Source organism: Teichococcus wenyumeiae (assembly GCF_003696345.1).
Classification (GTDB): Bacteria; Pseudomonadota; Alphaproteobacteria; order Acetobacterales; family Acetobacteraceae; genus Pseudoroseomonas; species Pseudoroseomonas wenyumeiae.
The window spans coordinates 1-21,620 of sequence record NZ_RFLX01000043.1 but is presented as its reverse complement, the minus strand read 5'-3'; the positions used below and the strand labels follow the sequence as shown (position 1 = coordinate 21,620).

Annotated in this window: 15 protein-coding genes and 2 pseudogenes; 12 read left to right on the top strand and 5 right to left on the bottom strand. The window is 65.7% G+C overall.

The features are described 5' to 3' along the window. Positions 1-510 precede the first annotated feature (510 nt). Positions 511-2,121, bottom strand: coding sequence for an MFS transporter (locus EBE87_RS24620; protein ID WP_233560182.1), 1,611 nt, complete (start codon positions 2,119-2,121; stop codon positions 511-513). Positions 2,122-2,451: 330 nt separating this feature from the next. Here EBE87_RS24620 and EBE87_RS29190 point away from each other — a divergent pair, with 330 nt between their 5' ends. The 3 genes from EBE87_RS29190 to EBE87_RS24605 all read left to right on the top strand — a co-directional run bounded on the left by EBE87_RS29190 (position 2,452) and on the right by EBE87_RS24605 (position 6,936). Further along, positions 2,452-2,589 (top strand): hypothetical protein, encoded by a 138-nt coding sequence (locus EBE87_RS29190; RefSeq protein ID WP_158600897.1) that lies wholly within the window; start codon positions 2,452-2,454, stop codon positions 2,587-2,589. Positions 2,590-3,177: 588 nt separating this feature from the next. After that, on the top strand, positions 3,178-4,041 hold the full coding sequence (locus EBE87_RS24610) for a manganese catalase family protein (RefSeq protein WP_120638947.1): 864 nt from the start codon (positions 3,178-3,180) through the stop codon (positions 4,039-4,041). Between the two features lie 660 nt (positions 4,042-4,701). Next, positions 4,702-6,936, top strand: coding sequence for a histidine kinase dimerization/phosphoacceptor domain -containing protein (locus EBE87_RS24605; RefSeq protein ID WP_120638946.1), 2,235 nt, complete (start codon positions 4,702-4,704; stop codon positions 6,934-6,936). A 305-nt stretch (positions 6,937-7,241) separates the two neighbouring features. Here EBE87_RS24605 and EBE87_RS24600 read toward each other — a convergent pair whose 3' ends face one another. Then, complete coding sequence (locus EBE87_RS24600) at positions 7,242-7,874, bottom strand: aspartate/glutamate racemase family protein (RefSeq protein ID WP_120638945.1); 633 nt, start codon at positions 7,872-7,874, stop codon at positions 7,242-7,244. 102 nt (positions 7,875-7,976) lie between these two features. Between EBE87_RS24600 and EBE87_RS24595 the strand changes: the two genes are divergently transcribed. The 8 genes from EBE87_RS24595 to EBE87_RS24560 all read left to right on the top strand — a co-directional run bounded on the left by EBE87_RS24595 (position 7,977) and on the right by EBE87_RS24560 (position 17,254). Next, positions 7,977-8,861: a MurR/RpiR family transcriptional regulator gene (locus EBE87_RS24595; protein WP_120638951.1), complete on the top strand. Its 885-nt coding sequence runs from the start codon at positions 7,977-7,979 to the stop codon at positions 8,859-8,861. Continuing rightward, complete coding sequence (locus EBE87_RS24590; RefSeq protein ID WP_120638944.1) at positions 8,858-10,213, top strand: aspartate aminotransferase family protein; 1,356 nt, start codon at positions 8,858-8,860, stop codon at positions 10,211-10,213. Before EBE87_RS24595 ends, EBE87_RS24590 begins: the two co-directional genes overlap by 4 nt. 196 nt (positions 10,214-10,409) lie before the next feature. After that, on the top strand, positions 10,410-10,607 hold the full coding sequence (locus tag EBE87_RS24585; protein WP_120638943.1) for a hypothetical protein: 198 nt from the start codon (positions 10,410-10,412) through the stop codon (positions 10,605-10,607). A 14-nt stretch (positions 10,608-10,621) separates the two neighbouring features. Then, positions 10,622-11,992: an amidase gene (locus tag EBE87_RS24580; RefSeq protein ID WP_158600916.1), complete on the top strand. Its 1,371-nt coding sequence runs from the start codon at positions 10,622-10,624 to the stop codon at positions 11,990-11,992. After that, on the top strand, positions 11,989-12,993 hold the full coding sequence (locus EBE87_RS24575) for an amino acid ABC transporter substrate-binding protein (RefSeq protein ID WP_120638941.1): 1,005 nt from the start codon (positions 11,989-11,991) through the stop codon (positions 12,991-12,993). Before EBE87_RS24580 ends, EBE87_RS24575 begins: the two co-directional genes overlap by 4 nt. A gap of 66 nt (positions 12,994-13,059) precedes the next feature. After that, entirely contained in the window at positions 13,060-14,640 is a 1,581-nt protein-coding gene (locus tag EBE87_RS24570; RefSeq protein ID WP_120638940.1) for an ABC transporter substrate-binding protein, read from the top strand. Positions 14,641-14,654: 14 nt separating this feature from the next. Further along, positions 14,655-16,142: a M81 family metallopeptidase gene (locus EBE87_RS24565; RefSeq protein ID WP_120638939.1), complete on the top strand. Its 1,488-nt coding sequence runs from the start codon at positions 14,655-14,657 to the stop codon at positions 16,140-16,142. Positions 16,143-16,496: 354 nt separating this feature from the next. After that, a protein-coding gene (locus EBE87_RS24560) for an IS5 family transposase (protein WP_120638938.1) occupies positions 16,497-17,254 on the top strand; the annotation gives its coding sequence in 2 pieces (ribosomal slippage) (positions 16,497-16,824 and positions 16,824-17,254; 759 coding nt in all). Positions 17,255-17,731: 477 nt separating this feature from the next. Here EBE87_RS24560 and EBE87_RS24555 read toward each other — a convergent pair. From EBE87_RS24555 to EBE87_RS30005, 3 genes and pseudogenes are all read right to left on the bottom strand, one after another. Further along, positions 17,732-18,880, bottom strand: coding sequence for a replication protein RepA (locus EBE87_RS24555; protein WP_147426095.1), 1,149 nt, complete (start codon positions 18,878-18,880; stop codon positions 17,732-17,734). Beyond that, positions 18,877-19,588, bottom strand: a pseudogene (locus tag EBE87_RS24550) (IS6 family transposase). The gene EBE87_RS24555 and the pseudogene EBE87_RS24550 overlap by 4 nt, the downstream one beginning before the upstream one ends. A 151-nt stretch (positions 19,589-19,739) precedes the next feature. After that, positions 19,740-19,954 (bottom strand): annotated as a pseudogene (locus EBE87_RS30005) (DDE-type integrase/transposase/recombinase); the annotation flags it as partial. A 347-nt stretch (positions 19,955-20,301) separates the two neighbouring features. On the opposite strand from EBE87_RS30005, the gene istA reads away from it, so the two are divergent. Beyond that, positions 20,302-21,620: IS21 family transposase (istA, locus tag EBE87_RS24540; protein ID WP_456316281.1), on the top strand; the 1,319-nt coding region annotated here is incomplete at its 3' end.

Below are 21,620 nucleotides of genomic sequence, written 5' to 3'. Positions count from 1 at the left end.
CCTCGCCAGGTACAAAGCAGCGGTGAGGCCGGCTGGGCCGCCCCCTACAACAAGGCAGTCCAGCACGTCTTCGCCCGATCCTATCATGGTGATAGCTCCGCGATCTTCTCGTTGACATGAGTTAAGCAGACGCGACGCTGGGAACCATCTCCTACCTTCATCATCGTCTGCTTCTCTTGGGCCTCAAGTGGCGGAGCTGATGTATCCTGCGCAAGCTGAACATGATGGGAGGAAGCGAGTTGCGGCCGCCTGTAGCCGAATTGAGCAGGCTGCTGTCGCAATGAGCGTCTAGCGCCGATTCCGGCCGACGAGGCTTAATCCCGAGCGAGAGCATCCGCCCCCCGCCTCTACTCTCCCCGGCAACGTTAACCGGAAACCTGCCCTGTCCCGAGTAACCGGCATATTCAGTCTGCTTCGGGCGCGTCAGCGTTATGCTGTTTTTGCAACCATCTTGGCCGAGGGGTTTCCGTCGCTTGGTTTCGCCCGTGGCGCCCATTCATGGCTCGATGTTCAGGTGCCGGGAGGCCTCTGGCCCCTGCCCGCCACGTGCATTTCCGCGACAAGGGCCAGCGCCGCCTTGTCCACCTCGTCCAGCCGGACCGCGTGCCGCAGGTAGTCGGTCCAGGAATCCACGGCCCAAAGCTCAGTGAAGTAATCGGGCCGGGCAAGATCGCGGTAGAGCCTCCAGCCAGCCGCACCCGCTCGCAGGCGGACCTCGCGGACGTGCCTCATTGCTGCCAGGAAGGCGTCCAGATCACCGGGATCGACCTGGTAGCGGACCACCTCGAGCACCCGCCCTGAGTTGTTGTGCAGCAGCTCCTTCAGAGCAGACGCCGGCGCCTCGGGCGTGGGCATGGTAGCGGCTGCCCGGTCCCACCGTGCCTTAACCCGCTGAGCCATGTCCTGCGCGAAGTTCACCAGGCGCCAGGGTCGTACGGCCACCGCGGCGACGGCGCCGCTTCCGGCACAGAGGGCCAGGGCGGTCGGCACGCCCATTTTAGTCCCCACCCATCCCCACAGGAGCGACCCCACAGCCAGAGCGCCGAAAAATGCAAGGTGATAGACGCCAAGGGCTCGGGCACGGACCCAGGCCGGAGCAGTCATCTGCGCGGCAGCACCCAGGGCGCTGCCTGCGGCGAGCCAGGCTGCGCCGAAGATCAGGACGGCGACGGCCGCAGGCGCCCAGTGGCGGGAGAGCCCGAGCAGTGCCATGGCTGCGTAGGCCAGCAGAGCGGCGAAGAACACCAGCCGCCCCTGCGACAGGCGGTCCCTGATCATGGGGAGTACCGTCCCTGCAGCCACCGCGCCAAAGCCAGCCACACCTAGCATCAACCCAAAGGCCGCCGGATCCAGGCCAAGCCCCTCCCGGATCACCAGTGGCATCAATGCCCACACAGCCGAGGCGAAAAAGAAGAAGGCGCAGGCACGCAAAATCGCCGCACGCATGGCTGGCACGGCGATGGCGAAGCGCAGCCCGGCGCGCACTGCAGAAGGAAGACGCGCCGGCGGAAGATGGGAGCGGCGCTGCGCAGGGCGGCGCCAGGTGATCAGCGCCCAGAGCAGGGCCAGGAAGCCGACGGCATTCAAGGCAAAGGCTGCGGTCAGACCTGCCGCCGCCATCACGAAGCCGCCGAGCGCCGGCCCCAGTGCGCGTGCCAGATTGAAGCCCACGCCATTCAGGGCGACCGCCTGTACAAGGTCATCGTGCAGCACCAGCTCGGGTGTCGCCGCTGCCGAGGCGGGGAAGATCACGGCGGTACCCATGCCGATCGCGAAGGTCAGGACCAGCAGCCCCCAGGCGCCTAGCAGGCCAAGGGCCGCCAGTACGGCGAGGAGCAGGCCGGCCGCGGCGATCCAGACCTGCGCTGCGATCAGCGTGGCGCGGCGATCCAGGACATCGGCCAATGCGCCGCCGGGCAGGGCGAACAGGAAGACAGGCAGCATGGCGGCCGCCTGCACGAGGCTGACCATGACAGGCGAGGGAGCGAGCGAGGTCATCATCCACCCGGCGCCGGTGTTCTGGATCCAGAGCCCGGTGTTGCTGGCGAGATTGGCGATCCAGAGCGCACGGAATGCGGAATGGCGGAGCGGAGCGAAAGCAGCGACGGGAGATGATGACATGGGACGCTCGGGGCGGGAGGTCTGGTGGCCTGCAGGCCTGCTCGTCCACCCGGGGGTATATAAGTGTCAGCAGGGAATAGGTTGACCGCCAGGCAGCTGCCACCAACCCCATCGTACCCGGGCTGACAAGGCTGTTATGCACGACAAGCCTTTGCTCACGTACTCACAGCGGAGCGGGTTGTGGCCACCTGCTCCTACGCCTTGGGCCTGATGTCCATTGGGGCTGCGGTGATCACCTTGGCGTTGGTTTGAGCTGCATGTCCCGTGCTGGCTGAACATTGAACCCATAAAAGCGCCTTGTGCACGCGAACCTCGTGGAAGGGCATGCAGATGCCTGACGATGACGGCTATCGCGGGCTGCTGGCCCGCTCGTTGGATGCTCTGGTATTCGGCGGCATCGCGATCCTGACCATGATCTCTATTGGCGCGGTGGTCGTGGCTTGGTTCCTCTTCTACCGAGGAACCTAGCTGCCTTTCCTGACCCAGAAGCACCGCCTCACAAGGTCGATCGTCTATCCATCTCAGCGGTGCGCTACCATCAACACGATAATGAAGGACTGGTGTGCCTGACGAATAGTGCAGTGTCAGTTGCCACCAACCGGCCCCATAGGGCTCAGCTACTGGCGGTTCTTGCGAGCTACGGCATCAGCTACAACGATGTGCATGGCTGCCTGCATGCCATGGTGAGATGGCTTCCAAAAAGACTTCAACGTAGCAGAATGGGAGACGCGACTAACCAAGAGCGAGATTGAGGGCCGTCAATGAGTACCCCCGAGAGCTTCACCGCTGAGAAGAAGGAGCCCGGCTTCTATTGGGTCAAGCGTTATCCGGATGCGCCCTGGGAGCCTGTCCAGCTGGACAGTGAAGGGCGATGGTGGCTCGGGGACGAGCTTTGGAGCCGGTCCGAACAGGACCTCTTTTGTGTTGGGCCGCGCCTCCAGCCGCCTGAATAATTGCCAAGTTTGGGAGCAGCTTTTTCTTAGCTTTTTGTTGGCCCAAGAAACTGGAACGAGCGCCATCCATTCTCCCAGAGCAGCAACACTCTGGAGATCGGGCATGTACTTTCACGATAAGCGTTTGCAGTATCCGGTGCGGGTGGAGACCCCCGATCCGCTGTTCGCACGGCAGCTGCAACAGGCGATCGGTGGCGTGGAAGGTGAGATCCGCGTCTGTCTCCAATACTTCTTCCAGGCCTGGGGCAACCGCAGCCCGAACCCCAAATACCGCGACATGCTGTTGCACACCGCGACGGAAGAGATCGGCCATATCGAGATGCTGGCCACCGCTGTCGCGCTGAACCTGGACCAGGCGCCGCTGACGCTGCAGGAAACCGCGGCCGCCGCCAGTCCGGTGGTGAATGCGCTCATGGGTGGTGAGCGTCCGCGCCATGTCGTTGAAGGCATGCTGCAGCAGCACCTGCTCTCCTCCGGCCTGGCGGCGATGCCGGTGAATTCCGACGGCATTCCCTTTGACTGCTCGCATATCTATGCCAGCGGCAACGTGGCCGGCGACATGTTCGCCAATGTCACCGCCGAGGCCACCGGCCGGACGCTCGCCGTGCGCCTCTACAACGCGGCCAAGGACCCCGGCATGAAGGACATGCTGAGCTTCCTGATCGCGCGCGACACCATGCACCAGCAGCAATGGCTGGCGGCAATCGAGGAGCTGGGCGGCCCGGCCGCGCTGCCGATCCCGAACAGCTTTGACCAGTCGCTGGAGAGGCAGGAATTCTCCTACGTCTACATGGGTACCAACGTGAACGGTGAGCCGCCGCCGGAAGGCCGCTTCAATACCGGCCCGTCGATGGACGGCAAGGCGCAGTTCAGCACCATCCAGTCCACGCCGCTGGGCGAGGCGCCGGTGCTGGGCCCGGCACGCGAGGGCTCCGGCGCCCAGGCCGAGCAGATCGGCAAGCTGTAACCGGCCTGCCCCGCTCATAGCCAAAGACACCGTGAGCATGTCTCGCGGTGGCTTTGGCTGCTCTCAGCACGATAATCCTCCAACCATGTGCCATGGAGGCTAAGCAGCGGGACATGCTGCAATGAGTATTGCCTAATTGACCTAGAAGAATTTCTTATTAAGAATGTTGTTTACGCTAAGTGCAATAATGATGATGATCTCATTTTGGTATATTGCCTACATGAAGATTAGCTGTAGGTTGTTCTTACTAACCCCTGGGTTTCCCCAGCCCAAACACGCGGAGCGACATCCCCCGTGAGCTCTCGCGACATGGCTAGACTAACTGACGCCAAGACTGACTTGGAGCTTCTGGCGGTGGTGATAACGAGGGCGGCTGGCAACAGTCATGGCCTCATGGTCGCTCACCGCATTCCAGAAGCCGGACGATGATTGGCGCGCTTCAGCGCGAAGGATCGCTGTAGGTCTTCAGCGCAGCCCGGCGGGAGCAATCCTGTCGGGCGCATTTTTGTCCAGCTTGCACGATAAACATTCAGTCACGTGTTAGATGAGTAGCTGAATGCAGGATGCCACATTGCGGCTGATCTGGGCTGATGGTCATTGCCTCGGCGAGGATCGATGACGGCGTCATCCTGGTAGCCGTTATCAAAGGCTGATAAGCGAATGAGGCGATTGCAGTGGGGTAGCCTCGTGAACTCGTTGGACCTTGCGAACTGCGACCGGGAGCCAATCCATATTCCCGGCGCCATTCAGCCGCACGGGATCCTGCTCGTCGTGGAGCCGACCACCGAGGCGATCCTCCAGATGGCGGGGGACCTGGATGGCCTCGTGGGCCGAGGTCAATTGGCGCGCGGTCGGAGCGTCGGCGATATGCTCGGCATCTCCATCGATGCTCTGGCCCGCTCGGCGGGGGTGGATGTGCGAAGCGAGCCTGTCTATCTCGGCTCAGTCAAATTGCCCGGGTCTGGCAGTGAGTTCGACGTCATTGCCCACAGAAGCGACGGTGTCGTCCTCCTCGAACTCGAACCCGCTCCCACGTCCCGCCCCTCGGCCGCCCATCTCCTCGCCAGCATAAGGGCCATTGCTACCTCACTGGAGGCCGCACCGGACCTGCTCCGTACATGCCAGACTGCGGCGCGCGGGTTCCGGCGCATCACAGGCTTTGAGAGGGTCATGGTCTACCGCTTCTTGGAGGACGGCTCGGGCACCGTCTTCGCGGAGGACAAGGCCGCCGGGACGCCCTCGCTCCTGAACCACCACTATCCAGCTTCCGACATCCCGCGCCAGGCTCGTGAGCTTTACGTTCGCAGCCCTATCCGGGCCATCCCTGACGCGGACTACGCGCCCGCGCCACTCACACCTGAGATCTGTCCTGCCACTGGTCGCCCCCTGGACATGAGCGACTGCAGCCTGCGCAGCGTGTCACCAATCCACCTCCAGTATCTGAAGAACTTCGGCGTCACCGCCTCTATGTCGGTGTCCATCGTGCGCGGCGGTGATTTATGGGGGCTTGTTTCCTGCCATCACACAACGCCGAAGGCAGCCTCATATGAGATCCGCGAAGCCTGCAAGCATCTCGGCCAGATCCTGTCGCAGCAGATTGCCGCTCGCGAGGACGCGGAGGCCCACGCCCAAGGCCGACGCATGGCAGAAAGACGGGATGAGGTCCTGCTCCTTCTGACGCGCGCAAACCGAAGCGCCGAGGATGTGCTGGCCGAGCACGCCGCGGAGCTGCGTGACATAGTCCCATGTGACGGCGTAGCGGTTTGCCGGCGGGGCCGGATTGTGGCCGGCGTTGGGTGCCGCCCGTCCAACGCCGAGATCGAGAGACTGGCCGAATGGCTGCCGCGCGGGGGCTCGCCGGATCCGTATGCGACCAACCACCTCTCTGAGCAATATGCTCCCGCGGCTGATTACCGCGCGCGAGCAAGTGGGCTCCTCGCCACAGTGATCTCCCACGAGGAGCAGGTTTTGCTGCTCTGGTTCAGGGCTGAGCAGGTCGAGGTGATCAACTGGGCCGGCAACCCCCACAAGCCAGTTGAGCCAGGAGTCATCCCTGGGGTCCTGACCCCTCGCGCGTCCTTCGAACTCTGGCGCGAGACGGTCCACGGCCGCTCGCACCCTTGGACACCGGAGGAGATCGACACGACGCGGCGCTTCCGGGACGCGGTCTTCCGCCTCCGGCAGCAGCAAAGGCTGGAAGATCTCAACAGGCGGCTTCGAGAAACCCTGTCGGACAAGGACCATCTGATCACGCAGAAGGACCTCCTGATGCGCGAGGTCCACCACCGGGTGCAGAATAGTCTGCAGCTCGTGAACTCCATGCTCGGGCTACAGGAGCGGGAGATGGCGGACCCGCTCCTGGCAGCAGGCTTCGCAGAGGCCCGGCGGCGAATTTTTGCTGTATCGGCAGTACACAGGCGCCTCTGGCGCTCGGACCAGATCCAGAGCATCGGCTTCGACACCTACATGCGAGAACTCCACGATGGGCTCGTCCAGGAGTGGGGCAGCGGCTGGCGTGAGCACATCAAGATCTGGACGACGCCCGTACTTGTGCCGACTGAAAAAGCCGTCATCCTCGCGCTGGTCGTGACGGAACTCCTGACCAATGCCGTCAAGCATGCCTACGAAGGTGCGGTAGGACCGATTGACATTACCGTTGGTGGTACACCGAACGGCGGCATCAAAATCGCCGTCGCAGACCAGGGGAAAGGCATGAAGCGCGAAGAGCGGCCAGGGGGCTTTGGATCACGGCTGACCCGTTTGCTCACCGGGCAGATCGGAGGAAAAATCAATTTCGAGGACAACAGGCCAGGAACCAGAGTGGTCCTTTCGGTGCCGCTCTCTGCCCTGTGTAACGATTATCCGGCGTCGGGCGTAGATAACCAAGATGGGTGAAAAGGTGCCCGGGATAACCTTTTCAGCACGATAACCTTCCAACCCGGTGTCTAATGGGTCGCTGAGTGCCGGATGCCGCAATGACGCCCATAGCCAGCTTTGGTAAAATCCAACCTGTCCCCGTTCCGCCTGTTCCGCAGGAAAGTGGTCGTTAAGCGACGGCCCACACCGGGAAACTTCTGACCTGGGGCGGTCTTCCATTCAGCAGCTGTGACACTCATCTTGCCGCAAAGCGGAACTCCTGCTGAAGCTACGCTTACTATATTTTTGTCGAATTATAGGGAGCCACTCGAACATTATCATCATCACTGCCCAAGCAGGCGCTGCATCTTCCGAACTGCGCTATCCGGTGTTGTCATTACTCGCTTTCCGGTTGCGGCAGCGACCGCGGGCGCTGCGGAAGCCAGACTGAACTGGGCTAACGCGATGACGTCACAGTCCGTCAGGGTAGAAGCTGCCTCTGCGGCAAGACGGTTGTGGGTTTCGGTATCACCGGCATCCAGCGCCTCCATTGCGCCATCGATCCAATGTGGCCGCAGCTTGGTTCCGGCAGGGAACTCGGGCGGCATGGACCGCAAGGTCGGCGCGAAGCTGGCCAGCAGCCCGATTGTACCACCGGTAGTCACGGCCTCCTCGATCATGGCCTCGTTGGGCTTCAGCACGGGGATCGGCTTCAATGCGGCGCGGCAGGTCTCAATGCAGGGGCCGAAGGCTGAGCAGGTGAACAGGATGCCGTCCGCGCCGGTGCCTACCGCATAGCGTGCCAAGCTGAGGAAGCGATCAGTCATCGCCTCCGTCAGCGCACCGTCCCGCGCAAGGTCGGCCGAGAGGCTGTCGTCTAACAGGTTCATCAGGCTGGCTTCAGGCCAGAGGCGCGAAAAGGCTTCCTCCACCGGAGGGGGGGAGTGGCGCAAAGCGTGGATCAGGGCAATCCGCATGGAACCTCCAGGAACGATACATTCGTATCATTGGAAATTATATACGGGCAAACATGAAATAGATGTTGCAGTGGATTTGTTGCTGATGCGACGGTGCTGGCCATGAGCGACGAGACGCCCCTCTCAGCCTTGCGCCGTGCCATGCCCGCCCTGCCGCCACGGCTGCGGGAGGCCGCACGCTATGTCGCTCGCTATGATTACGATGCCGCCACGCGGTCGATGCGCGAACTGGCGCAGGCAGCCGGCACCAACCCGGCCACCTTCACGCGCCTGGCCCAGGCACTGGGTTACAGCGGATGGGAACCGCTGCGGGATGCCCTGATCGAGGCTCGCCGCAACGGTCCGGAGACGCCTTTCTCCGGCCGCCTGCAGCAGGCGGCATCCCGTCCACCGGGTGCCCCTCCCCCAACGGCGCATCTGCCGACCGAAATGTTGGCCGCCGATCTTGCTAGCCTTTCTCAGCTTGACCCGGGACCGATCCTGCCAGCGGCCACGGCTTTGCATGAGGCGCCACGCATCTGGATAGCGGGCTACCGCTCCTGCCGCGCGGTGGCGCAGTTGCTGCACTACCAGTTGCGCCTGTTCCGGCCGGACAGCGTGCGGCTGGTCGGCGGCGCGGGGCCGGAAGATCTCGACCTCGGCGACTTCCGCGCTGGGGATGCAGTCGTGCTGATCGGCTTCATGCCCTATTCGCGTTCCATCGTGGTCGCGGCGCGCATGGCGCATGCGGCCGGTTGCACGATGATCGCCCTGGCCGACCGCGCCGATGCGCCGATGGCGACCTGTGCATCCCACCTGCTGCTGTTCGAGGCCGAACGCACTCCGGCCTTCTTTCCCAGCCTCACGGGCGCACTCACCGTCGCCCAGGCACTGGCCGCCACCACCTTTTCTCTAGGCGGAGAGGCAGCGCTGCTATCGCTGCGCGAGACCGAATCCAGGCTCGCCGCCCTCTCCGCCTACATGCCTGACCAGGACCCTCCGTCATGAACGACATCACCGCTGCGTCCAGCCGCTCTCGTGTGCTGCATCGGTCCTCCCGTGCCAGGCCGCCACTTGCGGTGGGCGGGCACGGCGTGTGGCTGGTGGAGCAAGGCGGGCGAGAGGTTCTGGACGCGTCCGGCGGCGCTGCCGTCTCCTGCCTTGGCCACCAGCATCCACGCCTGGTCGAAGCCATCAAGCGGCAGGCGGATCGGCTCTGCTACGCCCATACCAGCTTCTTCTCCAACGAGCCCGCCGAGGCGCTGGCAGAGGAACTGGTAGGGCACGAGCCGGGCGGACTGGCGCAGGTCTATTTCGTCTCCGGCGGGTCGGAGGCGGTGGAAGCGGCGCTGAAGCTGGCCCGGCAATATTTCCTCGAAATCGGCCAGCCCCAGCGCAGCCGCTTCATCGCGCGGCGGCAGAGCTACCATGGCAACACGCTGGGGGCGCTGGCGGCGGGCGGCAATGCCTGGCGCCGGGCGCCCTATGCCCCACTTCTGTCGGACGCCTTCAGCCATGTCTCGCCGGCCTTCGCCTATCGCGAGCAGCGGGAGGGCGAGGACGAGGCCGCCTTCACTGCTCGCCTCGCCGCCGAGTTGGAGGCGGAGTTCCAGCGGCTTGGCCCGCAGAACGTCGCGGCGTTCATCGCGGAACCAGTGGTAGGCGCGACCGCGGGCTGTGTGCCGGCGCCGGAAGGCTATTTCCGCGCGGTGCGCGAGGTCTGCGACCGCCATGGCACGTTGCTGATCCTGGATGAGGTGATGAGCGGCATGGGTCGCACCGGCACCCTGCATGCCTGGGAGCAGGAAGGCGTTGCGCCCGACCTCCAGGCCGTCGCGAAGGGATTGGGCGGCGGCTACCAGGCCATCGGCGCCGTGCTGCTCTCCGGCCGCATCGCCGATGCCATCGAGCAGGGCAGCGGCGCCTTCCAGCACGGGCACACTTATCTGGCGCATCCGATCGCCTGTGCTGCCGCGCTGGAGGTGCAGCGGGTGATCCGGGAGGATGGCTTGCTGGCCAATGCCAAAGCCATGGGCGCTTTGCTGGAGGCGAAGCTCCACGAGCGCTTTGGCAACCACGCACATGTAGGCGACATCCGTGGCCGTGGGCTGTTCCGCGCCATCGAGTTGGTGGCAGACCGCAGCAGCCGAGCCCCCTTTGACCCGGCGCGGCAGCTGAATGCACGGATCAAGAAGGAAGCCTTTGCGCGCGGGATGGCCTGTTACCCCGGTGGCGGCACGGTGGATGGCGTGCGGGGCGATCATGTGATGCTGGCGCCCCCATACATCGTCTCCGCCGCCGAGATCGACCTCATCGTCGAGCGCCTCGGGGAGGCGGTGGACGCCGCCATCGCCGGTTGAGGCACGGCCGCGCTGATCCCGGCGCGGCTCCTGCCGCACTCCCTTCACGCGAGGCATTGGCCACGATGCAGGACCTTCATTTTTCTGGCACGGCCACCCTCACCGCAGGCAGCTCGGGTCGGGGCCGGGCATCACGTGAGAACCTCGCTACCTCTGTGCCAGCGCCGGGCGCATCCTTCAGGAACATCGCGCAGTCATGAGCGACACGCCGGTTCTCCCCGCGGTTTCCCTTGCTGAGCAGGCGCGGGCCCTCGGGCTGGAGCGCGCCGCAACGCTGTTTCCTGACGATGTCGCAGCAGCCTTTGCTGCGGCGATGACCAACAGAGCGATGCTGCCGTCCCCACCGCCCGCCGAGTTGGAGCCCTGGCAGCCGCCATCGCAGGTCCTGCCATGACAAGGCCGGGCGGCATGACCGCCACCGCGCTTCTCACAGCCTACCGGCAGGGAAATCTGTCACCGGTCGATGCTGTGGAGACCACGCTGCAGCACATCGACCAGGCAGACGGCCGGCTGCACAGCTTCCTGCATGTCGACGCAGCAGGCGCGCGGGCCGCAGCGCAGGAGGCTGCGCAGCGTTGGGCCAGGGGCGAGGATGTGGGGCCGCTTTGCGGCGTGCCGGTCGGCATCAAGGACATCATCGATGTGGCTGGCCTGCCCACCACCTGCCATTCGCGCATCCTGCTCGACAATATCGCGCTTAAGGATGCCGAGGTGGTCCGCCGGCTACGCCAGGCAGGCGCCATCGTGATGGGCAAGCTGGCGACGCATGAATTCGCCCTCGGCGGGCCTTCCTTCGACCTGCCCTTCCCGCCTGCCCGCAACCCCTGGAACTACGGCCACAATCCTGGCGGGTCGTCTTCGGGCTCGGCGGTCAGCGTGGCGGCGGGGCTGCTGCCCCTCGCCGTCGGCACCGACACTGCCGGCTCGATCCGCCACCCTGCCGGGGCCTGCGGCATCCTGGGCCTGAAGCCCGGCTATGACGCGGTGCCTCGTCATGGTGTCTTTCCGCTGGCCTTCAGCCTTGATCACGTGGGACCGCTGGCGCGCAGCACGGCGGACCTGGCCCTGGCGTTCGAGGTGATGGCGGGGCGCCGGCTCACAGTGCCGCTGGTCGACGGCGACAGGCCGCTGGCCGGGCTCCGCATCGGCTACGTGCGGCACTTCCATACACATGACGTGCCGGCGGACCCGGAGGTCGCCGCCGCGCTGGACGCCACGGCAGCGGCGTTCGAGACGCTGGGCGCGGTGGTGGTGGAGGTCGTGCTGCCGCCGCTGCAGCAGTTCCTCGGCATCAACCGCATCATCATGTTCAGCGAGGCTTGGTCCATCCACGCCCAATGGCTGCGGGAGCGGCCAGAGGATTACGGGCAGTCCGGACGACAGCGACTGATGGCCGGGGCCTTCCTGACCGCCGAGGACTATCTGGCGGCGCAGCGGCACCGCACCGCGCTGTCGCGCCAGGTGCAGGAGGTTCTGGACGGCGCCGACCTACTGCTGGTCGCCAACATGCTCGACCCGGCGTGCCGCATCGATGATGCGGAGGCGCTGGCCTATACTTCCGAGCGGCAGGCACGCGTTGCGTTCAATGTCACCGGCCATCCCGCGCTCAGCATCCCAACTGGCCTTTCGGCCCTGGGCATGCCGCTGTCGGCGCAACTGGTCGGCCCCATGGGGACAGAGGCGGTGCTGCTGCGCGCCTGCGCTGCACTGGAACAGATAGGGCGCGGCGTGCCGCGCCTGCCGGATCAACCCGTTTTCTCCGTCGAAGGTGCAACATGAAAGCTTTGATGCTTGCCGGTGGCTTGCTGCTTGCCGCCGCCGGTGCCCATGCCGCGACGCTGGACACCGTGAAACAGCGCGGTACCCTGGCCTGCGGCGTCAGCACCGGCTTCGCCGGCTTCTCCACTCCTGACAGTCAGGGAAACTACCGCGGCATCGATGCCGATTACTGCCGCGCCATTGCAGCCGCCGTGCTGGGCGACGCAGCCAAGGTACGCTTTGTCGGACTGACGGCGCAGAACCGCTTCACCGCCCTGCAGTCGGGCGAGGTGGACGTGCTGCTGCGCAACTCCACGCAGACCTTCCTGCGCGACGCGAGCATCGGCCTGCATGCCGGGCCGGTGAACTTCTACGATGGCCAGGGCTTCGCGGTGAAGCGTGATGCCGGTGTCACCAAGGTGGCCGAGCTGAATGGCGCCAGCGTCTGCGTGGCCCAAGGCACAACGCATGAATCGACTCTCGGCGACTATGCCCGCGCCAACAAGGTGACGTTCCAGCCGGTGGTGTTCGAGCGCGTGGACACCATGTACCAGGCCTTCTTCGCCGGGCGCTGCGACGCCATGACACAGGACGCCTCCGCCCTGGCCGGTGCCGTCAGCGTCGCGCCTAACCCGGCCGATTACGTGGTGCTGCCCGAGACCATCTCGAAGGAACCACTCGGCCCCTTCACCCGCAACGGTGACGACCAATGGTCCACCATCGTCGCTTGGGTGCATTACGGTTTGGTGGAGGCCGAAGAAGCCGGCGTGACACAGGCCAATGCCGAGGAGCAGGCCCAGGGCGGCAACCCCGTGGCGCAGCGGCTGCTGGGCACGTCGGGTGAGTTCGGCAGCCGCATCAGCCTGGACAACCGCTGGATGCTGAACGCCATCAAGGCCGTGGGCAACTACGGCGAGGTGTTCGAGCGCAACGTGGGCGGTGGCAGCGCCCTGAAGCTGCCGCGTGGCCGCAACGCGCTCTGGGCCCAAGGCGGCATGATGTACGCCATTCCCTTCCGCTGATACGCCACGTTCCGGCCGCCGCCTGACGCCGGTGGCCGGAGCATCTTCCAGAATCCGGAGATCTTCATGCAGCGACGCAGCCTCCTGGCAGCGGCGGGTGCCGCTCTTTTAGCCAAACCCAGCTTGGCGCAGGGCGTCCGGCCCCGCACGCTCCGCTTCGTACCACAGGCCAACCTGACGGTGCTGGACCCCATCCTGACCACGGCGGGAGTCAGCCTGAACCATGGCTACGCGGTCTTTGACACGCTCTACGGCACCGGCGCCGACTTCAAGCCAGTGCCGCAGATGGCCGAGGGGCACGAAGTCTCGGCCGATGGCCGCACCTGGCTGATCCGATTGCGCCCGGGGCTGCGCTTTCACGACGGGGAGCCGGTGCGGGCGGTGGACTGCGCCGCCAGCCTGGCGCGCTGGAGCAAGCGGGATACCTTCGGCCAAACCCTTGGTGCCGCTGTGGAGGCCTGGGAGGCGCAGGATGACCGCACGCTGCGCATCCGCCTGAGCCGCCCGTTTCCGCGCCTGCTCTCGGCCCTCGCTTTCGTCGGCCCGATCCCAGCCTTCATCATGCCGGAGCGCCTCGCGAAGACCGACCCTTACAAGGCGGTAACCGAGATGGTGGGCTCCGGCCCTTACCGCTTCCTGCCGGACGAATTCGTCTCCGGCAGCCGCGTCGCCTATGCCAAATCCGACGGATACGTGCCACGACAGGAGCCGGCGGTGCTGAACGCCGGCGGTAAGGTGGCGCATTTCGACCGGCTGGAATGGCAGATCATCCCGGACTCCTCCACCGCCGCCAGCGCGCTCCAATCGGGCGAAGTCGACTGGTGGGAGTTCGCCGACGCGGACCTGACGCCAATGCTGTCGCGTAACCGCGGCATCACGGTGGCATCCTATGACCCGCTGGGCTTCATGGCGTTCCTGCGCTTCAACTCCCATGTGCCGCCCTTCAACAATGCGAAGCTGAAGCGCGTGGTGCTCTCGGCCGTCGACCAGGCGCAGTACATGCCGCTGATCACCGGCGGCGACGACAAGGCCTGGCATACTGCCTACAGCATGTTCCCTACCGGACTGCCTTTCGTGAAGGAAGTCGGCGCCGAGGCAATGGGTGCGCCCAAGGATCTCGAACGCCTGCGCCGCGCCGTGAAGGACGCCGGCTATGCGGGCGAGAAGGTCGTCATCCTCAGCCCCACCGACCTACCCACTGTCGCCTCCTTTGGTGACGTGACGGCCGAATTGCTCAAGCAACTCGGCATGAATGTGGACCTGCAGGTGATGGACTGGGGTTCGGTGGTCCAGCGCCGCACCTCGCGCGAGCCGGTCGAGAAAGGCGGCTGGAGCATCTTCCACACCACCTGGAAGAGCAGCTCGATCGCCAACCCGGCGCTGAACACCAATATCCGCGGCCAGGGCGACAGCGGCTGGTTTGGCTGGTTCCGCAGCGAGGGAATCGAGCGGCTGACGCGCGAATGGCTGGATGCCGCCTCTGATGCCGAGCAGCAGCGGCTGTTCGACGCCATCCAGCTGGAGGCATTCGAGCAGGTGCCCGTGGTGCCGCTCGGGCAGTTCCTGCAGAAGACGGCCTATCGCTCCGACCTTACTGGTATGCTGCCGGGACCGGCGGCCTTTCCCTGGAACCTGCGGCGCGCATGAAGGAGAGCAGGACGATGCGGATCGCGATCACCGGCATGGCCCTGGAGTCGGTCAGCTTCCTGTCCCTACTGACAACGCTGGAGGAGTTCCAGGCCGCCGAGGCGGAAGGCGAGGCGCTGCTGCAGCGCTATCGCGGCACCAACACGCTGTGCGGCGGCTTCATCGCGGTCTGCGAACGTGAGGGCGCGGAGATCCTGCCCTTTGTTTATACCGAGGGCGGCGCCGCCGGCCCGGCCTCGGACGAGGCATTTATCCATTACGCCGACCGGATCTGCGCCAGCTTGGCCGCAGCGGGTCCATTGGATGGCGTGCTGCTGGCCCTGCACGGCGCGATGACCACGCCGACCCGGCTGGACCCCGACCGCGAGATCGTCGAGCGCGTGCGCGCCGTGGTGGGGCGGGACGTGCCGGTGGTGGTCGCGCTGGACTACCACGCCAATATCGACGGCCACCTGGTGGAACTGGCGGACGCGGTGTTCGGCTACCATTACTCGCCGCACACCGACATCGGCGCCACGGGGGAACGGGCCGCCAACTGCCTGCTCCGCATGCTGCGCGACGGGCTCCGGCCCGCCATGGCCTTCGATAAGCCGGGCGTGATGGTGCCGAGCATCTTCAGCGCCACCGGGCTGGCGCCGCTGTCGGAGATCGTCGCCGCCTCGGTGGAGATGGCGGAGGACGCACCCGGCTACCTGGACGTTTCCGTCTTCGCAGGCTTCTCCTATGCCGACGTACCGAACTGCGGCTTCTCGGTACTAGCGGTGTCTGATGATGCAGACCGCGCCCGGGAAGTGGTGGCCAAGCTAACCAGGCGCATCCATGAGGCGCGGCGCGAGCTGCTGCACGACGAGCTGGTGCTGAATCTGCAAACCGGCGTGGACCGGGCGCTGCAGATCGCGGCCTCGGCCAGTCGGCCGGTCGTTCTGCTGGAACACGCGGATCGCTGCAACGACAGCACACATGTGCTGCGGGAACTGCTCCGGCGGAAGGTTCGCGGCGCCGCCGTGCCCTATATTTGGGATCCTGAGGCCGCACTGGCTGCGGCACGCGCAGGCGTCGGCGCAGAGGTGACGCTGGACGTCGGCGGCCGCTCTTCCGAGCGCGCAGGGGGGCCGGTCCGGCTGACCGGCCGGGTGGTCTTCGCAGGAGAGAAGGAGTACCGGACAACCGGCCCCTACATGCACGGCCGCTTGGTGCAGTTGGGCCTTGCCGCCGTGCTGGACGTGGAAGGGCTGATGGTCAGCGTGGTGAGCCGTCCTGCCCTGACGGTGGATGAGGACCTGTTCATCCAGTTCGGCATGAAGACAACAGATTTCAGCATCATCGTGCTCAGGTCCAAAACCCATTTCCGGGCCGTTTACGAGCCGCTCGCAGAGGCTATCCTGATCGTCGATACGCCCGATTGGGGGCCGGCGGACCTGACGACACTGCCCTACCGCCAAGTGCCGGTCGCCCTGGTTTTTCCCTTCAACGACAACAGGAAGGCGGCGGCCACGGAATGATGCCGCATGCCACCAGCTTCCAACCGGTCATACTGGAGGGGCAGCACGTCCGGCTGGAACCCCTTCAGCCGGGTGGCGAGGCCGACCTAGCTGCCGCAACCAAGGATGGCGAACTTTGGCGGCTCTGATACACGGGCGTGTCGGAGCCTGAGAGCATGCTTCAGGACATCGAGAAGTGGCTCCGCATGCAGGTGGCCGGCTCAATGCTTTCATTTGCCATCATTGAGCAGGCAACGGCGCCAGGTGGTCGGATGACGAACTTTCTGAACATTGATCTAGGGCCTGTTGACGTTCAGGATTCCCGTGGCTGTCGGACCGTGATTCAAGCTCTGCTTCAGCGGAGTGATGACTGGGATGGATCGGGATCGGTTTGTGGTCAGCGATGCGGTCTGGGCGAAGATCGCCGCGCTGCTGCCGGGCAAGGCGACGGACCCGGGGGCGACGGGCAAAGACAACCGGCTGTTCCTGGAGGCGGTGCTGTGGCGCGTGCGGACGGGATCGCCCTGGCGCGACCTGCCGAATGAGTTCGGCCGCTGGAACAGCGTGTTCCAGCGGTTCCGCCGCTGGGTGCGGGCCGGGGTCTTCGAGCGCCTGTTCGAGCGGGTGTCGGATGAGCCGGACCTCGAATACGCCCTGATCGACGGCACCATCGTCACCGCCCACCAGAAGGCGAGCGGCGCAAAGGGGGGACTCAGAATCAAGCCATCGGCCGCTCGCGCGGCGGGCTGACCACCAAGATCATCGCTCTGGTCGATGCGCTCGGCAATCTGGTGCGCTTCGTCCTGCTGCCCGGTCAGCGGCACGACAGCACCGGCGTGCGCCCGCTGATCGAGGGCATCGTCTTCGGCGCTCTGCTCGGCGACAAGGCCTTCGACGCCGACTGGCTCAGGGCGGACCTCGACGATCGTGGTGCCGCCGCGGTGATCCCGCCCAAGACGAACCGCAAGGCCGCCATCGCCTTCGATCGCGACATGTACCGCTGGCGCCACCTGATCGAGAACACCTTCGCCAAGCTGAAGGAGTTCAGGGCCGTCGCCACCCGCTACGACAAGACCGACACCAGCTATGCCGCCACCATCCATCTCGCGGCAGCAGTCATCGCGTCACGCTGAACGTCAGCAGGCCCTAGTTCACCCGCGGGTCGAGATTGGCGGTACATGGCACGCGAGGCGCGTCCAGAAAACGCCCGCTTAACGTGCTTACGGCGGCAGCAGGTCCAAACTGCCTTGATCGGGCACGTTGATCCCCTCCCCTTGCGCCACACAGCCTGTCCAGCCGGTGATCCGCAGCTCTGTCCCCGCGAACTGGGGATAAGGCCGCGCCGGTGCCGGAAGCTGTGCAAATTCCACGCAGCGCCAAGTCGTCCAGATAAGCATCCAGCGGCGAGAAGCGGCTGGCCACCGTCTGCAGCTCGCGACTGACATGCGACCAGTCTTGTGGAACCTGCTGCCGGCGCATCGGGCGGTGAGCCACGCCTCAAGCGCGATCGCCGGCCGGCAGCTGTTACCTTGGCGCAGGCCGAGGCACGCATTCGGGACTGGCGGCAGGGCGCCGATCTTGCCGCACGGCCTGGCGTGCGGATCGGCCCATCACCGCCAATCGGAAGCCTGGGCCTTCCTGACGCGGAATGTCGCCTGATCGAGCGTGGTGATCTCGCCTTCCCAGACAAGGTCGATCAGATCCCGGTTCGCCATGATCCACGCCGAGACCCTGGTGTATTCCGCCTGCTGCAGCCCGCCAGTGATCTGCAGGACCAGAGGCTCCAGCGTCAGCAAGGTCATGCGGTCGGGCTCGAACCGCGTGCCGGGCGTGAAGGCGACCACCGGGGGTTCATCGTCCTGCCCGCGCCGGAGCCAGATCACGCCCGCAAGGCCGGTCAGGTGCGACCGGAGACCGATGGGCTGTGACCCGCCATGAGCTGGTGACGGCGCCACGGATGGGCTGCCTTGTCGCGACGCTGGATGAACGGAGCTTTTCTGCGAAGCTGGCGGCGACGCCACTGGCGCAGGGCTTGGCGCTGGCCCAGCAGCCGCTTCCCGCGGCGGCCGCTGTCCCTGCCGGCCCGCTGCGGCGTCCAGCGCGAAGCCGACCGTGATGCCGTCCTCATTGGCGGCCAGGGCAATCGCGTGGTACGCGGCGAAAACCATGTGCAGTGCGTCCTCGAAGGCCTCCCGGAACGCCTTTGGGCCCTGGTATGGGCCGCCGAAGCGGTGAAGCAACTCAGGCCACGGAACCGTGGCAGCCTGTCCGGCTGGCTGGTGGTGCAGCACCTGCCGGATCCAGCCATGCGCATCGAGCGCCAGGGCTTCCGTCATGGGAGCCGCGACGATCCGCCGCTCCAGCGGCATGGCATGCTGCATCAGGCTGGCCAGAAAGCGGCCGCTGAGGCGAAGACGCGACCGCCATACGGCCTCGGGCCGGCGCCGCTGACCCCGGGCATCGAACACTGCCAAGGCATGCTCCTTGCCCCAGGCCAGGCTGACTTTCGCGGCGGCCAGGCGTTCCAACTGGCTTCCGAGTTCCTGCAGGACGGGCTCCATGGCCGGTAAGCCCATCTCCAGGGCCAGGGCTGCGATGTCTGGCCCGAGTTCCAGCACTGGGTTGCCCGTGCGCACCGCCTGATCACACAGGTGCATCAGCAGGCGGCGCAGGCACCATCCGGACGGTAGCGTCGGCATTGTCACGTTGTTTGATGGCCAGGCGAGTTTGACCGCAGGACGGAGCTTGCGCGACGTCACGCCGCCATCTGGACACACGTTTCCTGCCGCCAGATCCGGAAGGCCTTGTCGCGCGAACGGTGGTACTGTTCGGCGGGCATCAGGTGTCGCCGTGGACGGAAGTGGCCATAGATCATCGCGTGTGCCGAGAGGAACCGCTGTGCTTGCCCAGGTGACTTGAAGCACTGCATCTGGCGTTCTCGCCGTCGTGTCGGCCTGTGGGGAGTTCTCGGCACGATTGTTGAGGTAGCGGTTGGTCCGATGCCGCACACCGGGCAGGACCTCACGCTGCGCGACGCCGTAGCTGCTGAGCCCATCCGTGATGATCTTGCGCGGCTTGTACTTGAGGCCGAACAGCAGGCGCTTGAAGAAGCGCTTGGCGGCCGTGGCGTTCCGCCGCTCCTGGACGAGGATGTCGAGCACGACACCGTGCTGGTCCACCGCGCGCCAGAGATAGAACAGCTCGCCATTGATCCTCAGGTACACCTCATCCATGTGCCAGGTGTCGCCCGGCCTCGGCCGCCGCTTGCGCAGCCTTGCCGCGAACTCCGTGCCGAAGCGGAGGCACCAGCGCCTGATGCTCTCGTAGTTGACCACCACGCCCCGCTCGGCCAGAATCAGCTCGATATTGCGCAGGCTCAGGCTGAACAGGTGGTAGAGCCAGACGGCATGGTGGATGACCTCGGCCGGGAAGCGGTAGCCGGGGTAGGTCGCGGGCTCGGTCGACATCCGGCCAGCTCGGCTCAGCCCCCTCATTCCGGCTAGCGCTCAACGACGTGACAATGCCGCGGACGGCTCGACCTAAGGAGGCGGCAACTGTTACCAGGGCTCCGTTGCAAATGCTGAATCTGGACGTGCAAGGGGCCGAGGTGCGGTGTGTTCAGGCAGCGACCCCGAACAGCTTGGCAATCAACCTAGCCTGCGCCTGCATGTCGCGAGCGCCAAGATCGTGAACCTGTCCCTTCCTGATCATCGCCATCGCCTCGAAGCCCGCTATGGTTCCCTGGTTGTTTGGAGGCTGCCGAAGCCTAGCCCAGGCCGGACCAGCCGTTTGATCCGGCGATGATCCTGCTCAACGATGTTGTTGAGGTACTTGCACTGCCGCAGCCGTGAGAAGCGCAGAGCTCGCCGGCTTGCTTCATGTCTGCGACCGCACACAGGTAGGCCGGGTTCTTATCTGTCGTGATCGTCCGCAGGTTCACAGTGTGCAGCTGGGCCAATGCCTTGCGGAAGAACCGCTGCGCCGCGGCTGCTGCGCGACAATCAGGATGAGAACGGTCCGGCGATCATGATGAGAGACGCCGCTGTGATCCTGTAGGTCGGGCGTAGCCCGGCCGGAGGGATCACAGCGGCGAGGCGGGACCCCCTGACGTGGTCTCGCCATCTGGCGGTTACGGCCGGTCGGCACCGGAATGGCGTCCTTCTCCCGAGGGAGCCGCATGGTGCCCGGCCGCCACGTCACTGACCGTCAGATGAGGCTCTACATGAAATTCCGCCGGACAGACCCGGTGCCGATCGCCGCCGCCAGGGCCGGGTTCAGCGCCGCAACGGCCTATCGGATTGAGCAGGATCCGCGCCCGCAGTCGCAGAAAGCCATGCCACGGCGACGCCGTCGGCCTGACCCGCTGGCATCCGTCTGGGAGAGCGAGATCGTTCCCCTGCTGCGGTCCGCCCCAGGCCTGCGTTCAATCGCTGTCTTCGAGGAGGTGCTGCGGCGCCATCCGGAGCTTGGCGCCGGCATCCGCCGCACCCTGGAGCGACGGATCCGCAACTGGCGGGCGCTGCATGGCCCCGAGCAGGACGTCATCTTCCGCCAGATCCATGAGCCAGGGCGGCTGGGCCTGTCGGACTTCACCAACATGGGCGAACTGGCCGTCAGCATCGCCGGCGCACCTCTCGAGCACCGGCTCTATCACTTCCGGCTAGCTTATTCGGGCTTCGAGCATGCGCATGTGGTGCTGGGCGGCGAAAGCTACGTCGCCTTGGCCGAGGGGCTGCAGGACGCCCTTTGGGCGCTCGACGGCGCACCGCATGAGCATCGCAGTGACAGCCTCTCGGCCGCCTTCCGCAATCTCGACCGCAACGCGCGGGACGACCTGACCCGCCGCTACGAGGCGCTGTGCGCCCACTACGGCATGGAGCCGAGCCGCAACAACCCCGGCTTGGCCCATGAGAATGGCAGCATCGAGGGCGCGCACGGGCATCTCAAGGCAGCGATTGCCGATGCCCTGCTGCTGCGCGGCTCGCGTGACTTCGCGGACCTGGCGACCTACCGCGGCTTCGTGGACGAGGTGGTCGGCCGCCGCAACGCCCGGGTGGCACCGCGTATCGACATCGAGCGCGCCGCGCTGCGGTCTCTACCGCCACGCCGGACTGCCGACCACGAGGAGGCGATCGTCAGTGTGACCTCCTCCAGCGGCTTCGTGCTGCGCAAGGTGTTCTACAGCGTGCCCTCGCGCCTGATCGGTCACCGCCTGCGGATCCGCCTCTACGATGACCGTCTCGAGGTCTATCTCGGCAGCTCACACCAGCTGACGCTGTCCCGAGGCCGCCGGAAACCCGACGGCCGGCACGGCCATGTGGTCGACTACCGCCACGTCATCCACGCGCTGCGGCGCAAGCCGATGGCCCTCCTGGGCCTGGTCTACCGCGACAGCCTGTTTCCGCGGCCGGCCTATGCCCGCACCTTCGAGGCCATGCTCGCCCGCCAGCCGGCCCGTCAGGCCTGCCGCACCACAGTCGAGATCCTCGCCCTGGCCCA

Excerpts from the sequence above, each read along its gene's own strand:
- EBE87_RS24620 (WP_233560182.1), bottom strand. The coding sequence starts at position 2,121 with ATGTCATCATCTCCCGTCGCTGCTTTCGCTCCGCTCCGCCATTCCGCA.
- EBE87_RS24595 (WP_120638951.1), top strand. The coding sequence starts at position 7,977 with ATGAGCGACGAGACGCCCCTCTCAGCCTTGCGCCGTGCCATGCCCGCC.
- EBE87_RS24585 (WP_120638943.1), top strand. The coding sequence starts at position 10,410 with ATGAGCGACACGCCGGTTCTCCCCGCGGTTTCCCTTGCTGAGCAGGCG.
- EBE87_RS24580 (WP_158600916.1), top strand. The coding sequence starts at position 10,622 with ATGACCGCCACCGCGCTTCTCACAGCCTACCGGCAGGGAAATCTGTCA.
- EBE87_RS24575 (WP_120638941.1), top strand. The coding sequence starts at position 11,989 with ATGAAAGCTTTGATGCTTGCCGGTGGCTTGCTGCTTGCCGCCGCCGGT.
- EBE87_RS24590 (WP_120638944.1), top strand. The coding sequence starts at position 8,858 with ATGAACGACATCACCGCTGCGTCCAGCCGCTCTCGTGTGCTGCATCGG.
- EBE87_RS24570 (WP_120638940.1), top strand. The coding sequence starts at position 13,060 with ATGCAGCGACGCAGCCTCCTGGCAGCGGCGGGTGCCGCTCTTTTAGCC.
- EBE87_RS24600 (WP_120638945.1), bottom strand. The coding sequence starts at position 7,874 with ATGCGGATTGCCCTGATCCACGCTTTGCGCCACTCCCCCCCTCCGGTG.
- EBE87_RS24610 (WP_120638947.1), top strand. The coding sequence starts at position 3,178 with ATGTACTTTCACGATAAGCGTTTGCAGTATCCGGTGCGGGTGGAGACC.
- EBE87_RS24605 (WP_120638946.1), top strand. The coding sequence starts at position 4,702 with ATGAGGCGATTGCAGTGGGGTAGCCTCGTGAACTCGTTGGACCTTGCG.
- EBE87_RS24565 (WP_120638939.1), top strand. The coding sequence starts at position 14,655 with ATGCGGATCGCGATCACCGGCATGGCCCTGGAGTCGGTCAGCTTCCTG.
- EBE87_RS29190 (WP_158600897.1), top strand. The coding sequence starts at position 2,452 with ATGCCTGACGATGACGGCTATCGCGGGCTGCTGGCCCGCTCGTTGGAT.